This is a genomic window from Pararhodobacter aggregans (assembly GCF_003075525.1).
GTDB lineage: Bacteria > Pseudomonadota > Alphaproteobacteria > Rhodobacterales > Rhodobacteraceae > Pararhodobacter > Pararhodobacter aggregans.
In genome coordinates, this window is record NZ_QDDR01000019.1 from 57,755 (window position 1) to 71,021 (window position 13,267).

A 13,267-nucleotide genomic window follows, 5' to 3' on the forward strand; every position below is an offset into this window, starting at 1 on the left:
AACGGGGCCGTGATAAAAAGGGCGGGGGGAAACCTCCGCCCTTTTAGCTTGTCCCATCCTCCGGGAAACGCAGCAGAACCTTGGCGCTGCCGGGTTCGGCACCAGCGGCGAGGGCCGCGCGCCACTCGGCCAGCGGCACCTCGCGCACCGGCGCCATGGGTGCGTGGCGCAGAAGCGGCCAGAGGGCGCGGAAGGCCGCCTGCCAGTCGGCGGGGCCGAGCGCCGCCTGAGCCTCGCGCAGGTGGAAGCGGTGGAAGCCCGCGGCGGGCGGGCGTTCCGGCCGGATGGTCTGGCCGCTGAGCAGGCCGTAGCCCACGAAATCCGACCCGGCCCGCATCCGGTCCAGCACCAGCGTGCCGACCGGCCCGCCGAGCGAATCGAAGGTCACATCGGCGCGGGCGGCGGCCTCGGCGATCTGCCGGTGATCCGCCATCGGGATCGGCCGGATGCCCAGCGCCTCCAGCACGGCGCGGCGGGCGGGCGAGCGGTAGATCCCCGCCACCTCGACCGCGCCATCCCCCTGCGCCCAATGCGCCAGCAGCGCCGCGCATTGCGAGCCCGCGCCCGACAGCAGCACCCGCCGCCCCGCCACCGGCCAGCGCGCCAGCATCGCCCGCGCCGCCATCGGGTTGATATAGGCCCGCGCCGCCAGGCTGTCGGGGATGTCGTCGGGCACCGGCACCGCCCAGTCGGGATCGGCCGTGACCACCCCCTGCCAGGTCCCGCCCGCCCTGAGCGGCAACACCCGCCGCCCGGTGCCGTCCAGCACGCGGCCGACGCCCTCGTATCCCGCCACGCAGGGCAGGGTGATCCGGTGGGCATAGGCGCCGGTCACCGGGATCAGGTCCGAGGGGTTGACGGGCGAGAGCAGCATCGCCACGCGAAACCCCCCGCCCGGGGGCAGGGCGAGGGGTTCGAGGGCCAGCGCCTCAAGCGGTGGGCCGAAGCGGCGATAGATCAGGGCGTGCGTCTGCATGCCCCGGTGTCGCCCGCCCCGGGGGGCGGGCGCAAGGGGCTAGCGGCGCCCGCGCGGCCGGTCATTCCGTCCGCCGCCGCGCTGGTCCGACCCCGGTTGCCGGATGAACGTGCCGTTGTTCAGCTCGCGGAACGCCTTTTCCAGCTCGGCCCGCGTGTTCATCACGATGGGGCCGTGCCAGGCCACCGGCTCGCGGATCGGCTGGCCCGAGACCAAGAGGAAGCGGATCCCCTCGGGCCCCGAATTCACCACGATCTCGTTGCCGGTGCCGAAACGCACCAGCGTCCGGTTGCCGGTCAGGTCGCGCAGGTTCAGTTCCTTGCCGTCGAATTCCTTCTCGACCAGCACGCCCTCGGGATGCGAGGCATCGCGGAAGAGCCCGCCGCCCGCGAAGACATAGGCGAAGGTATTGGCATAGGTATCGACCGGCAGCACCTTGCGGGTGTTGGGCGGGACCGAGACGTCAAGGTACAGGGGATCGGCGGCGATCCCGTCGACCGGGCCGCGCTTGCCCCAGAACTTGCCGGTGATGACCCGGACCGAGGTGCCGTCGTCATCGACCACCGTCTCGATGTCCGAGCCCTGCACGTCCTGATAGCGGGGCTTGGTCATCTTCAGGGACGCGGGCAGGTTGGCCCAGAGCTGGAAGCCATGCATCTGGCCCTTGGCGTTGCCCTGCGGCATCTCCTGATGCAGGATGCCGCGCCCGGCGGTCATCCATTGCACCGAGCCCGGGCCGAGCTTGCCCTTGTTGCCCAGCGAATCGCTGTGCTCGACGGTGCCCTCCAGCACATAGGTGATCGTCTCGATCCCCCGGTGCGGGTGCCAGGGAAAGCCGCGCTTGTAGAGCGCGGGCGAATCGTTGCGGAAATCGTCAAGCAACAGGAAGGGATCGGATTCGTCGGGATCGCCGAAGCCGAAGGCGCGGTGCAGATGGACGCCGGCGCCTTCCATGGTGGGCTGCGCCTTGACGGTCTTGGTCACGGGACGGAAGGACATGGTCGCTCTCCTTGTTCGCTGTTGCCCCGCATATCGGGGCACAGAGGCCCGGAAACCAGCCGTGAGGCTGTGCACCGGGGCACAAGTCTTGCGCGACATGTCCGGTAGGATGGGCAATATTGCCCATCCTACGGGCGCCTCAATGCCCGTCGTGGCTCGCCGCCGGGTCCAGCGTGTAGCGCGCGTCGCAATAGGGGCAGTCGATCCAGCCGGTTTCCTGCGGGATGGTCAGCCAGACCCGGGGATGGCCCAGCGCGCCTTCGCCGCCATCGCACGAGAAGCGGCGGGTTTGCACAACATGGGTGGCGGGTGCGTCATGCGCGGGCTGGCTGGCGGACATCCGGGCTTCCTTGTCTCGGCGGGGTATTCGGCCTAGGTGATGGGCGGCCAAGGGCTTTGGCCCATCTAGACGGTTTTTCCCGGCGGGAGCAAGATGACCAACAGCGTTTCAGCCAGCCAAGACGATTGGGCGATCGAGATCGAGGGCCTGCGCAAGGTCTATGCCGCCAGCGGCCGGGCCCCGGCCAAGGAGGCCCTGACCGGCATCGACCTGAAGATCCCGCGCGGATCGGTCTTCGGCCTCCTTGGCCCCAACGGGGCGGGCAAGTCGACGATGATCAACATCATGGCCGGTCTGGTACTGAAGACCTCGGGCCGGGTGAAGATCTGGGGCTTCGACCAGGATGTGAACCCGCGCCAGTCCCGCGCCGCCATCGGCGTCATGCCGCAGGAGCTGACGGTCGATCCCTTCTTCACCCCCCGCGAATCGCTGGAGGTTCAGGCAGGCCTGTACGGCGTGCCCGCCCGCGACCGGCGCACGGACGAGATCCTCAGCCTGATCGGCCTCACCGACAAGCAGAACGCCTATGCCCGCACGCTGTCGGGCGGGATGCGGCGGCGGCTTTTGCTGGGCAAGGCGCTGGTCCATGCGCCGCAGGTTCTGGTGCTGGACGAGCCCACCGCCGGTGTCGATATCGAACTCAGGCAGATGCTCTGGGGCAATGTGCGCGAGCTGAACCGGCAGGGGATGACCATCATCCTGACCACGCATTACCTGGAGGAAGCGCAGGAGATGTGCGACGAGATCGCCATCATCGACCGCGGCCGTCTGGTGGTGCGCGACACCACCGCCAATATCGTCGCCCGGGTCGATGCCAAGACCCTGCTGGTGCGCCTCGCCCGGCCGCTGGGCGCGCTGACCCTGCCCGAAGGCGTCACGCGCGAGGACAAGGCCGAGGGCTGGAGCGCCTTCTCCTATCCGCAGAGCCGGGTACAGGCGGGCGCGGTGCTGGCGGCGCTGCATGCCGCGGGGGCCGAGGTCGTCGACATCAAGACCACCGAGCCCAATCTGGAAGACGCCTTCCTCGATTTCACCCGCCATCCGGCCTGATCTCAGCCGCGGGGCAGGGGCGGGACGATGCGTCCGCCGTCCCGCGTGAAGGGCGCCAGCAGCACGTCGCGCTCGGGTCCCGGCAGCCGGTCCAGCAGTGCCTGAAGGGCGGGGGCTTCCTCCCGCTCGCTGGTCCAGACGCCGAGGATATGGTCGGGCGCGATCCGGCCCTGCACCTGTACTTCGGCCTCGGGGTCGACGGGCAGCCAGGGCGCCAGCCCCTCGGTCGGATCGTCGAAGAACCGCCGCAGCCCCCAGGGACCGCCCAGCCAGCCGGTGTGATCGCGCATCTGCCGGGTCGCGGCATTGGTGGCGCAGAAGCGGCAGGGCTCACACCAGAGGATCGCCGGGTCGAGGAACAGCGCCGCCCGCGCCGCATCCGGCTCGCCGCCGCCCTTCTTCTCGAACAGGACCGCGCTCATCGCCTCGATGCTGAGCGAAACGGCGGCGGGCCTGTCGTTGAGCGGCGCACTCGGGGGCACGAGCGCGTCGAACGGCGCCTGCTCCAGATCGGCGACCGGCCAGATCCCGTGCGCGAGCATCGCCGGGACGTTCCGCAGGAAGGTGAAATGCAACAGGAACCGGATGTTCCGTTGCGCGACGATCTGCTGGATCCGCTCGGCCGCGCTCACTTCCCGCCATCCGGCCTGAGCGAGGCCGCGAAGGTGGTGATGCCCAGCGCCAGCAGGGCGATCAGCCAGAAGGCCACGGGCAGCGAGAAGGCGTGCCCGATGCCGCCAATCACCGCCGGGCCCAGCACCATGCCCCCATAGCCCAGCGTCGCCACCCCGGCGATGGCCCGGCCCTGCGGCGTGTCGCGATCATTGGCGGCGCGGGTGAAGGCCAGCGGGATCACCACCGAATAGCCCAGCCCCAGCAGGCCGAAGCCGACCAGCCCGGTGGCCAGCGTCTGCCCGACCAGCGCCACCACCAGCCCGGCGAAGGCGAAAAGCCCCGCGATCCGGGCCGTGGTGACCGGGCCGAGGCGGGCGATGGCATGGCCCGCGGTCAGCCGGGCGGCGAACATCGCCGCGGAATAGACGGTGTAGCCGAGCGCGGCGCTCGCCTCGTCCGTCTGGGCGATCTGGGTCAGGAAGACGGCCGACCAATCGGCCATCGCCCCCTCGCCCAGCGAGGAACAGAAGGCCACGAAGCCCACCACCATCAGGCTGCGCGAGGGCAGGGCGAACCCCGGCCCCTTGGCGGCGCTGCGCTGCGACTCCCAGGGGACCATCGCCAGCCCCAGGGTCAGCGCGCCGAAGACCAGCGCCACCAGCCCGAAATGCGCGAGCGGCCCCAGACCCAGCGCCACGGCGCCGCCGCCGCTCAGCGCGCCGATCCCGGCGCCGAGGCTCCACATGGCGTGGAAGGCGGACATGATCGGCCGCTTCACCTGCCGTTCGACCTCCGCCGCCCAGCCGTTCATGGCGACGTCCATCGCCCCGTGTCCGGCCCCGAACAGCAAAAGCGCCAGCGCCAGCCAGCCCGTGGTGGGCGCCAGCGCGATCAAGGGCAGACACAGCGCGTAATAGACCCCGATGGCGCGCGAGGCCCGGTCGGCGCCGATCCGGTCGCTCAGCCGCCCGGCCAGCGGGAAGGACAGGATCGCCCCCAGCGCCAGGCACAGCAGCAGCCGCCCCAGCGCGCCATGGTCCAGCGCGAAGGTCTCGACAAAGGCGGGGACCCGCGCGGCCCAGGCGCCGAACAGGATACCGTTGAGGAAGAACATTGCCGAAACGGCAAGGCGCGCGCGGCGCAGGCTGGGATACACGGCGGGCCTCGGCTTTCGGGTCAGGCCGCCAGAAGTGCCCCAGCCTCGCGCCCCCCGCAACCCCCGCCCGGCACGGGCCGGGGCTTTTCGCCGCCGCGCAAACGTGCTTACCTCCGCCCCGAGCCACAGGTGCCCAGAGGAGAGAGCCATGCCCCATGCCATCGACGCCCGGATCGAGGAACTGGGCCACACGCTGCCCCCCGCCCCGGCCCCCGCCGCCAATTACGTGCCCTGGGTGATCTCGGGCAACCAGATCTTCGTCTCGGGCCAGGTGAGCCAGGCCAATGGCAGCTTCATCACCGGCAAGCTGGGCGCCGACCTCAGCACCGAACAGGGCGCCGATGCCGCGCGTTCCTGCGCGCTGTCGCTGCTGGCGCAATGCAAGGCGGCGCTGGGCGGCGACTGGTCGCGGCTCAAGCGCGTGGTGAAGCTGACGGGCTTCGTCAATTGCACCCCCGATTTCCACGACCAGCCCAAGGTCATCAACGGCGCCTCGGATTTTCTGGTCGCCGTGCTGGGCGATGCCGGGCGCCATGCGCGGTCGGCGGTCGGCGCGCCCTCGCTGCCCTTGGGCGTCGCGGTGGAAATCGAGGCGATCTTCGAGCTCGCCTGATGCGCGCCCCCCTGCCCGAAGCCTTCCTGCGCCTGCCCATCGCGCATCGCGCCTATCACGATGCCGAGGCCAAGCGCCCCGAGAATTCGCTGCCCGCGATCCGGGCCGCGATCCGCGCGGGCTACGGGATCGAGATCGACCTCCAGCCCTCGGCCGACGGGCAGGCGATGGTCTTTCATGACGAGATGCTGGACCGGCTGACCTATGATACCGGCCCGGTCGCCGCCCGCTCGGCCGCCGAATTGCAGCGCATCCGCGTGCGCGCCTCGGCCGAGCCGATCCCGACCTTCCGCCAGGTCTTGGCCGAGGTGGCGGGTCAGGTGCCGCTTCTGGTCGAGATCAAGGACCAGTCCGGCGCCTTCGGGCCGACCAACGGCGTTTTGGAGGCCGCGACCGCCGCCGCGCTTCAGGGCTATGACGGGCCGGTGGCGCTGATGTCCTTCAATCCGCATTCGGTGGCGCATGTGCAGCGGCTTTTGCCGCAGGTGCCGCGGGGGCTGACCACCTATGCCTTCCCGGCCGAGGATTTTCCCCCCGGCCTGCCGCCCGAGATGGAGGCCCGCCGTCAGGCGCTGGCCGCCATCGAGGATTACGACCGGGTCGGGGCCAGCTTCATCTCGCACCATTGGCGCGACCTGTCGCGGCCCCGGGTGGCGGACCTCAAGGCGCAGGGCGCGGCGGTCCTGTGCTGGACCATCCGCTCGCCCGAGGAAGAGGCCCAGGCCCGCCGGATCGCCCAGAACGTCACCTTCGAGCATTACGCCGCCGCGCAGCCCTGACCGGGCGCCGCGCGGGGCCTTGACCGGCGCCTTCGGGCGACCAGCTACAGGCTATGGGGCAGGGGAAAGCCGTGGACATCACCCTCGTCAACGGGATCGGCGATATCGAGGCCGCGGAATGGGACGCGCTCTGCGGCCCGGATGACGGCCGCCCGCAGGATCCCTTCACCACCCACCGCTTCCTGCACGCGCTGGAGGTCTCGGGTTCGGTCGGTCCGGGCACCGGCTGGGAGGCGCGGCATCTGACCATCCGGCAGGATGGCAGGCTGCTGGCGGCGATGCCGCTTTACGTCAAGCTGCACAGCCAGGGCGAATACATCTTCGACCACGCCTTCGCCGATGCCTGGCAGCGGGCGGGGGGCCAGTATTACCCCAAGCTGCAATCGGCGGTGCCCTTCACCCCCGCCACCGGCCCCCGTCTGCTGGGGGCGCCGGAACTGCGGCCGATCCTGCTGCGCGCGCTGGCCGAGGTGACGCGCTCGAACGACCTGTCCTCGGCCCATGTCACCTTCTGCACCGCCGAAGAGGCCGGGATCGGGGTCGAGGAAGGCTACCTGCACCGCGTCACCCAGCAATTCCACTGGCAGGACGAGGGCTATGGCGATTTCGACGGCTTCCTGAACGCGCTGAGTTCGCGCAAGCGCAAGACCATCCGCCGCGAACGGACGCAGGCGCAGGCCTTCGGCGGCACGATCCACGCCTATACCGGGGCGGACCTGCGGCCCGAGCATTGGGACGCCTTCTGGCACTTCTATCAGGACACCGGCAGCCGCAAATGGGGCCGGCCCTATCTGACCCGCGCCTTCTTCGATCAGGCGCACCGGACCATGGCCGACGACATCCTGCTGGTGCTGGCCGAACGCAACGGCCGCCCGGTGGCCGGGGCGCTCAATTTCATCGGCGCGGAGACGCTCTTCGGTCGCTACTGGGGCTGTGTCGAGGATCACCCCTGCCTGCATTTCGAACTCTGCTATTATCAGGCGATCGACTGGGCGCTGGCCAACGGCCTGACCCGGGTCGAGGCCGGGGCGCAGGGTGAGCACAAGCTCGCGCGCGGCTATCTGCCGGCCGAGGTGCATTCGCTGCACTGGTTCCCCGACCGCCGTTTCCGCGACGCGGTGGCGGACTATCTTCAGGCCGAGACCGCCGCCATCGGCGACGAGATGCGACTCTTGGAAAGCTATGGCCCCTTCCGCCGTGGCCCCCTGCCTGAGGAGAGCCAATGATCGACTTTTACACCAACCCCCGCTCGCGCGGGGCCATCGCCCGCTGGATGCTCGAGGAGGTCGGCGCCCCCTACCGCGAGCACCGGCTCGAATTCGGCACCACGATCAAGGCGGCCGAGTATCTGGCGATCAACCCGATGGGCAAGGTCCCGGCCATCGTCCACGAGGGCCAGACCGTGACCGAGGCCGCGGCGATCTGCGCCTATCTCGCCGATGCCTTCCCCGAGGCCGGGCTCGCCCCGCCGCCCGCCGAGCGCGGCGCCTATTACCGCTGGCTCTTCTTCGGCGCGGGCCCGGTCGAGGCGGCGGTGGTGAACAACGCCATGGGCTTCGTCGTCCCGCCCGAGCGCAAGGTCGCCGTGGGCTATGGCTCGCTCGACGACGTGGTGGAGACGCTGGAAGCGCGGCTTGAGGAAAGTCCGTATCTCGCGGGGGAACGCTTCACCGCGGCGGATGTCTATGCCGGTTCGCAGATCGGCTGGGGGATGATGTTCGGCACCCTGCCGACTCGCCCGGTGTTCGAGGCCTATTGGAACCGCATCAAGGATCGCCCCGCCCGGGCAGCCGCCGCCGCCAAGGATGCCGCGTGATGGCCCGGCCGCAGGTTCTGGCGGGCGCGGCCCGCGACGAGGCACTGGCGGAACTGACAGCGGCGGGCTGGTCGCATGACCCGGCCAGCGACCGGCTGTCCAAGAGCTTCCGCTTCAAGGATTTCAGCGAGGCCTGGGGCTGGATGAGCCGCGTGGCGCTGAAGGCCGAGGTTCTGGACCATCATCCCGACTGGTCGAACAGCTGGAACAAGGTCGAGGTCTCGCTGACCACGCATGACCAGAAGGGCCTGACCGAGCTGGATCTGGCGCTGGCCCGGGCCATGGACAAGGCCGCTGGCTGAGCCCCCGGAAAAGGCCGCGCGGGCGGCCCTTTCCCCTTGCCTTGCTGGCCCCTCTCCCTTATAGCGCCTCATCCCGCGGATTCCGGTGTCGGAATCAGCGGGCTCGTCATTGACTCCACCGGACGCAGGGTAACCCGCAAGGGCCCTCTGGTGATGTTGAAAGGAACAGGCGCATGAACGCCGCTGAACTGAAGAACAAGACCCCCGATCAGCTTCGCGCTGATCTGGTGGCCCTGAAGAAGGAGGCCTTCAACCTCCGCTTCCAGAAAGCCACCAGCCAGCTGGAAAACACCGCCCGCATCCGTCAGGTGCGCCGCGATGTGGCCCGCGTGAACACTGTACTGAACCAGAAAGCCGCCGAAGCGGCGAGCAACTGAGGTAACGAGACATGCCCAAACGCATCCTGCAAGGCACCGTGACCTCGGACAAGAACGAGCAGACGGTCACCGTCCTCGTCGAGCGCCGCTTCACGCACCCCGTCATGAAGAAGACCGTCCGTTCGTCGAAGAAATATCGCGCGCACGATCCTCTGAACACCTTCAAGGTCGGTGACACTGTTCGTATCGAAGAGTGCGCCCCGGTCTCGAAATCGAAGCGCTGGCGCGTTGTGACCGAGGCTACGGCCTGATCTCGCGCTCCTGCGACTAACGAAACCCTGGGGGATCATCCCCAAAGGTCGGGAGACTATCCATGATCCAGATGCAGACCAATCTGGATGTTGCTGACAACTCCGGCGCCCGCCGGGTTCAGTGCATCAAGGTTCTGGGCGGTTCGCATCGCCGCTATGCTTCCGTGGGCGACATCATCGTGGTGTCGGTCAAGGAAGCGATTCCGAAAGGCCGTGTGAAAAAGGGTGACGTCCGCAAGGCCGTCGTCGTCCGCACCGCCAAGGAAGTTCGCCGTGAAGACGGCACCGCCATCCGCTTCGACCGCAACGCCGCCGTCATCCTGAACAACCAGGGCGAACCGGTCGGCACCCGTATCTTCGGGCCGGTCGTTCGCGAGCTGCGGGCGAAGAACTTCATGAAGATCATCTCGCTGGCGCCGGAGGTGCTCTGATGGCCGCGAAACTGAAAAAGGGCGACAAGGTCGTCGTCCTCACCGGCAAGGACAAGGGCAAGAAGGGTGAGATCACCCAGGTCATGCCCAAGGACAACAAAGCCGTGGTCGAGGGCATCAACATCGCCATCCGTCACACCAAGCAGAGCCAGACCTCGCAGGGCGGCCGCATCCCTCAGGCGATGCCGATCGACCTGTCGAACCTGGCCCTCGTCGATGCCAACGGCAAGGCGACCCGTGTCGGCTTCCGCGTGGAAGACGGCAGCAAGGTGCGCTTCGCCAAGACCACTGGGGACGTGATCTGATGCTGGACGCTGCGACTTACACCCCGCGCTTCAAGGCCGATTTCAAGAACCGCATCCGTGCGGCGCTGAAAGAAGAATTCGGCTACAAGAACGACATGATGATCCCGCGTCTGGACAAGATCGTCCTGAACATGGGCGTCGGCGAAGCGGTGAAAGACACCAAGAAGGTGAAATCGGCCCAGGCCGAACTGAGCCTGATCGCCGGCCAGCAGGCCGTCATCACCAAGGCGAAAAACTCGATCGCGGGCTTCCGGGTCCGTGAAGAGATGCCGCTCGGCACCAAGGTCACCCTCCGCGGCGACCGGATGTACGAGTTCCTCGAGCGCCTGATCACCATCGCGCTGCCCCGCGTCCGCGACTTCCGCGGCGTGAAAGGCAGTTCGTTCGATGGCCGCGGCAACTATGCCATGGGCCTCAAGGAGCACATCGTCTTCCCGGAAATCGACTTCGACAAGGTCGATGAGGTTCTGGGTATGGACATCATCATCTGCACCACCGCGAAAACCGACGCGGAAGCCAAGGCGCTGTTGAAGCAATTCAACATGCCCTTCATGGCCTGACGCGGAAGGAGAGAGAAACATGGCTAAAAAATCCATGGTCGAGCGCGAGAAGAAGCGTCAGAAGCTGGTGCAGCAATACGCCGGCAAACGCGCTGCTCTGAAAGCGATCGCGGCCGACCCGAGCAATTCGATGGAAGACCGGTTCAAGGCGAACCTGAAACTGGCGGAACTGCCGCGGAATTCCTCCGCGACCCGCCTGCACAATCGCTGCGAGCTGACCGGTCGTCCGAAGGCCTATTACCGCAAGTTGCAATTGTCGCGGATCATGCTGCGCGAGCTGAGCTCGTTCGGCCAGATCCCCGGCATGGTCAAGTCGAGCTGGTAAGGAGGGTACGCACATGATGAACGATCCTCTCGGCGATATGCTGACCCGCATCCGCAACGCGCAGATGCGCGGCAAATCGACGGTCCGGACCCCGGCCTCGAAGCTGCGCGCCTGGGTGCTCGACGTTCTCGCGAACGAAGGCTACATCCGCGGGTATGAGCGCGTGACCTCCTCGGACGGTCATGCCGAGCTGGACATCCAGCTCAAGTACTCGGCCGGTGAGCCCGCGATCCGCGAGCTGAGCCGCGTCTCCAAGCCTGGCCGCCGCGTTTACGCCGGCGCCCGGGAAATCCCGTCGGTCCGCAACGGCCTCGGCGTTTCGGTGGTTTCGACCCCGAAAGGCGTGATGTCGGATGCGGCGGCACGCGCTGCCAATGTCGGCGGCGAAGTGCTCTGCCGCGTGTTCTGAGGAGGGCTGAAATGTCTCGTATCGGCAAGAAGCCCGTTTCCGTGCCCTCGGGCGTGACGGCGACCATCTCGGGCCAGACCATCTCCGTCAAGGGGCCGAAAGGCACCCTGACCTTCACCGCCACGGACGATGTGACCATCGCCCAGGAAGACGGCAGCATCAAGGTGACCCCCCGGGGCACCTCGAAGCGTGCGCGTCAGCAATGGGGCATGGCCCGCTCGATGGTCGAGAACCTGACCATCGGCGTGACCACCGGCTTCAAGAAGGAAATGGAACTGGTCGGCGTCGGTTACCGCGCGGCGATGCAGGGCAAGGACCTGAAGCTGTCGCTCGGCTACAGCCACGACGTGATCTTCGAGGTGCCGCAGGGCATCACCGTCGCCACCCCGAAACCCACCGAAATCGTGATCGAAGGCATCGACGCGCAGCAAGTGGGCCAGGTTGCGGCCAACATCCGCGAGTGGCGCTCGCCCGAGCCCTATAAGGGCAAAGGCATCCGCTACAAGGGCGAGTTCATCTTCCGCAAGGAAGGCAAGAAGAAGTAAGGACGCGACAGATGGCGAACACCAAGCTCAAGCTGTTCCAGAAGCGTCGTCAGCGCGTCCGGAACAAACTGCGGAAAACCTCCAACGGCCGTCTGCGGCTGTCGGTTCACCGCTCCAACAAGAACATCAGCGCCCAGCTGATCGACGACGCCAAGGGGATCACCATCGCCTCGGCCTCGACGCTCGAAAAAGACCTGGGTGTGGTCGGTGTGAACAACATCGACGCGGCTACGAAAGTGGGCGCCGCGATTGCCGAGCGTGCGAAAGCCGCCGGCGTCGAGGAATGCTACTTCGACCGGGGCGGCTTCCTGTTCCACGGGAAGATCAAGGCTCTGGCCGATGCCGCCCGCGAAGGCGGCCTGAAGTTCTGATCCCTGCAGGCGGTGCCCTTCCCGGGTGCCGCCTCGATGATCGAGGGCCCGTCCCGTTGCGGAGGGGCCACTGTGATCGGATACCATCGGCGCTTCGACGCCATGACTGAAAGGATTGCCTTCAATGGCAGAACGTGAAAACCGCCGGGACCGCCGCCGCGACGACCGCGACGAGACCCCGGAATTCCAGGATCGCCTTGTCGCGATCAACCGGGTGTCGAAGACCGTGAAGGGCGGCAAGCGCTTCGGCTTTGCCGCGCTCGTGGTTGTCGGCGACCAGAAGGGCCGCGTCGGCTTCGGCAAGGGCAAGGCGAAAGAGGTCCCCGAGGCCGTTCGCAAGGCCACCGAGCAGGCGAAACGCTCGATGATCCGCGTCCAGCTCAAGGACGGCCGGACGCTGCACCACGACATCGAGGGCCGTCATGGCGCCGGTAAAGTCGTGATGCGGACCTCGGTTCCGGGTACCGGGATCATCGCGGGCGGCCCGATGCGCGCCGTGTTCGAGATGCTGGGCCTGCAGGACGTCGTGGCGAAATCGCTGGGCTCGCAGAACCCCTACAACATGATCCGCGCGACCATGGACGGCCTCAAGAAGCAGGCCAGCCCCCGCCAGGTGGCCCAGCGCCGCGGCAAGAAAGTGGCCGACATCCTCCGCAAGGAAGATGCGCCGGTCGAAGCGTAAGGAGAGACCGACATGGCTACCATCGTCGTCAAGCAGATCGGCTCGCCCGCGCGCCGTCCCGCCAAGCAGCGTGACACGCTGAAGGGCCTCGGCCTGAACAAGATGCACAAGACCCGCGAGCTGGAGGACACCCCCTCGGTCCGCGGCATGGTCAACGCGATCCCGCATCTGGTCACGATCGTCGAAGAAAAAGCCTGAGCCGACCGGTTCAGACAGAGAGAAAGGGCGGGGGCAACCCCCAGCCCTTTGCAGTAAATGATGCAGCCGCCGATCATTCGGCGGCTGCTCTCTCTTTCACCCGAAGAACTCGCTGAGACGCATCTTCCCACGGGCGATTCCGAGCTTCATTGCAGGCGTTTCCTTCG

Annotated in this window: 22 protein-coding genes; 17 read left to right on the plus strand and 5 right to left on the minus strand. The window is 67.7% G+C overall.

The window, feature by feature from the left end; all coding sequences use genetic code 11:
- Positions 1-43: 43 nt before the first annotated feature.
- The 3 genes from DDE23_RS23750 to DDE23_RS23760 all read right to left on the minus strand — a co-directional run bounded on the left by DDE23_RS23750 (position 44) and on the right by DDE23_RS23760 (position 2,315).
- Complete coding sequence (locus tag DDE23_RS23750) at positions 44-976, minus strand: MDR/zinc-dependent alcohol dehydrogenase-like family protein (RefSeq protein ID WP_107754972.1); 933 nt, start codon at positions 974-976, stop codon at positions 44-46.
- 39 nt (positions 977-1,015) lie between these two features.
- Positions 1,016-1,975 (minus strand): pirin family protein, encoded by a 960-nt coding sequence (locus DDE23_RS23755; RefSeq protein WP_107754971.1) that lies wholly within the window; start codon positions 1,973-1,975, stop codon positions 1,016-1,018.
- Positions 1,976-2,114: 139 nt separating this feature from the next.
- Complete coding sequence (locus DDE23_RS23760) at positions 2,115-2,315, minus strand: zinc-finger domain-containing protein (RefSeq protein WP_107754970.1); 201 nt, start codon at positions 2,313-2,315, stop codon at positions 2,115-2,117.
- Positions 2,316-2,408: 93 nt separating this feature from the next.
- Here DDE23_RS23760 and DDE23_RS23765 point away from each other — a divergent pair, with 93 nt between their 5' ends.
- Positions 2,409-3,365: an ABC transporter ATP-binding protein gene (locus DDE23_RS23765; protein ID WP_107754969.1), complete on the plus strand. Its 957-nt coding sequence runs from the start codon at positions 2,409-2,411 to the stop codon at positions 3,363-3,365.
- 2 nt (positions 3,366-3,367) lie between these two features.
- On the opposite strand, the gene DDE23_RS23770 is transcribed toward DDE23_RS23765, so the two are convergent.
- Complete coding sequence (locus tag DDE23_RS23770; RefSeq protein WP_107754968.1) at positions 3,368-3,997, minus strand: DarT ssDNA thymidine ADP-ribosyltransferase family protein; 630 nt, start codon at positions 3,995-3,997, stop codon at positions 3,368-3,370.
- Positions 3,994-5,298 (minus strand): MFS transporter, encoded by a 1,305-nt coding sequence (locus DDE23_RS23775; RefSeq protein WP_337589842.1) that lies wholly within the window; start codon positions 5,296-5,298, stop codon positions 3,994-3,996. Before DDE23_RS23775 ends, DDE23_RS23770 begins: the two co-directional genes overlap by 4 nt.
- Between DDE23_RS23775 and DDE23_RS23780 the strand changes: the two genes are divergently transcribed.
- The 16 genes from DDE23_RS23780 to rpmD all read left to right on the plus strand — a co-directional run bounded on the left by DDE23_RS23780 (position 5,285) and on the right by rpmD (position 13,100).
- Positions 5,285-5,749, plus strand: a complete 465-nt coding sequence (locus DDE23_RS23780) for a RidA family protein (RefSeq protein ID WP_107754967.1) — start codon at positions 5,285-5,287, stop codon at positions 5,747-5,749. The genes DDE23_RS23775 and DDE23_RS23780 overlap by 14 nt on opposite strands.
- On the plus strand, positions 5,749-6,528 hold the full coding sequence (locus DDE23_RS23785) for a glycerophosphodiester phosphodiesterase family protein (RefSeq protein ID WP_107754966.1): 780 nt from the start codon (positions 5,749-5,751) through the stop codon (positions 6,526-6,528). The genes DDE23_RS23780 and DDE23_RS23785 overlap by 1 nt, the downstream gene beginning before the upstream one ends.
- A gap of 53 nt (positions 6,529-6,581) precedes the next feature.
- Positions 6,582-7,754, plus strand: coding sequence for a GNAT family N-acetyltransferase (locus DDE23_RS23790; protein WP_107754965.1), 1,173 nt, complete (start codon positions 6,582-6,584; stop codon positions 7,752-7,754).
- On the plus strand, positions 7,751-8,344 hold the full coding sequence (locus DDE23_RS23795; protein WP_107754964.1) for a glutathione S-transferase family protein: 594 nt from the start codon (positions 7,751-7,753) through the stop codon (positions 8,342-8,344). The genes DDE23_RS23790 and DDE23_RS23795 overlap by 4 nt, the downstream gene beginning before the upstream one ends.
- Positions 8,344-8,646, plus strand: a complete 303-nt coding sequence (locus tag DDE23_RS23800; protein ID WP_107754963.1) for a 4a-hydroxytetrahydrobiopterin dehydratase — start codon at positions 8,344-8,346, stop codon at positions 8,644-8,646. Before DDE23_RS23795 ends, DDE23_RS23800 begins: the two co-directional genes overlap by 1 nt.
- A gap of 173 nt (positions 8,647-8,819) precedes the next feature.
- Positions 8,820-9,023, plus strand: coding sequence for a 50S ribosomal protein L29 (gene rpmC / locus DDE23_RS23805; protein WP_107754962.1), 204 nt, complete (start codon positions 8,820-8,822; stop codon positions 9,021-9,023).
- An 11-nt stretch (positions 9,024-9,034) separates the two neighbouring features.
- The gene (rpsQ, locus tag DDE23_RS23810) at positions 9,035-9,274 is read left to right on the plus strand and encodes a 30S ribosomal protein S17 (RefSeq protein ID WP_107754961.1); all 240 of its coding nucleotides are present in this window, start codon (positions 9,035-9,037) and stop codon (positions 9,272-9,274) included.
- Between the two features lie 62 nt (positions 9,275-9,336).
- Positions 9,337-9,705: a 50S ribosomal protein L14 gene (rplN, locus tag DDE23_RS23815; protein WP_013066055.1), complete on the plus strand. Its 369-nt coding sequence runs from the start codon at positions 9,337-9,339 to the stop codon at positions 9,703-9,705.
- On the plus strand, positions 9,705-10,010 hold the full coding sequence (gene rplX / locus DDE23_RS23820) for a 50S ribosomal protein L24 (RefSeq protein WP_107754960.1): 306 nt from the start codon (positions 9,705-9,707) through the stop codon (positions 10,008-10,010). The genes rplN and rplX overlap by 1 nt, the downstream gene beginning before the upstream one ends.
- Positions 10,010-10,570, plus strand: coding sequence for a 50S ribosomal protein L5 (rplE, locus tag DDE23_RS23825; protein WP_107754959.1), 561 nt, complete (start codon positions 10,010-10,012; stop codon positions 10,568-10,570). The genes rplX and rplE overlap by 1 nt, the downstream gene beginning before the upstream one ends.
- Before the next feature lie 19 nt (positions 10,571-10,589).
- Entirely contained in the window at positions 10,590-10,895 is a 306-nt protein-coding gene (gene rpsN, locus DDE23_RS23830) for a 30S ribosomal protein S14 (RefSeq protein ID WP_107754958.1), read from the plus strand.
- Between the two features lie 16 nt (positions 10,896-10,911).
- Positions 10,912-11,304 carry a 30S ribosomal protein S8 gene (rpsH, locus tag DDE23_RS23835; protein ID WP_107755038.1) on the plus strand — a complete coding sequence of 131 codons (393 nt, stop codon included), beginning with the start codon at positions 10,912-10,914 and terminating at the stop codon, positions 11,302-11,304.
- A gap of 11 nt (positions 11,305-11,315) precedes the next feature.
- On the plus strand, positions 11,316-11,849 hold the full coding sequence (gene rplF, locus DDE23_RS23840; protein ID WP_107754957.1) for a 50S ribosomal protein L6: 534 nt from the start codon (positions 11,316-11,318) through the stop codon (positions 11,847-11,849).
- A gap of 11 nt (positions 11,850-11,860) precedes the next feature.
- Positions 11,861-12,220 carry a 50S ribosomal protein L18 gene (gene rplR / locus DDE23_RS23845; RefSeq protein WP_107754956.1) on the plus strand — a complete coding sequence of 120 codons (360 nt, stop codon included), beginning with the start codon at positions 11,861-11,863 and terminating at the stop codon, positions 12,218-12,220.
- Between the two features lie 124 nt (positions 12,221-12,344).
- Positions 12,345-12,902, plus strand: a complete 558-nt coding sequence (gene rpsE, locus DDE23_RS23850; protein WP_107754955.1) for a 30S ribosomal protein S5 — start codon at positions 12,345-12,347, stop codon at positions 12,900-12,902.
- Positions 12,903-12,914: 12 nt separating this feature from the next.
- Positions 12,915-13,100, plus strand: coding sequence for a 50S ribosomal protein L30 (gene rpmD, locus DDE23_RS23855; protein WP_107754954.1), 186 nt, complete (start codon positions 12,915-12,917; stop codon positions 13,098-13,100).
- Positions 13,101-13,267: the final 167 nt, after the last annotated feature.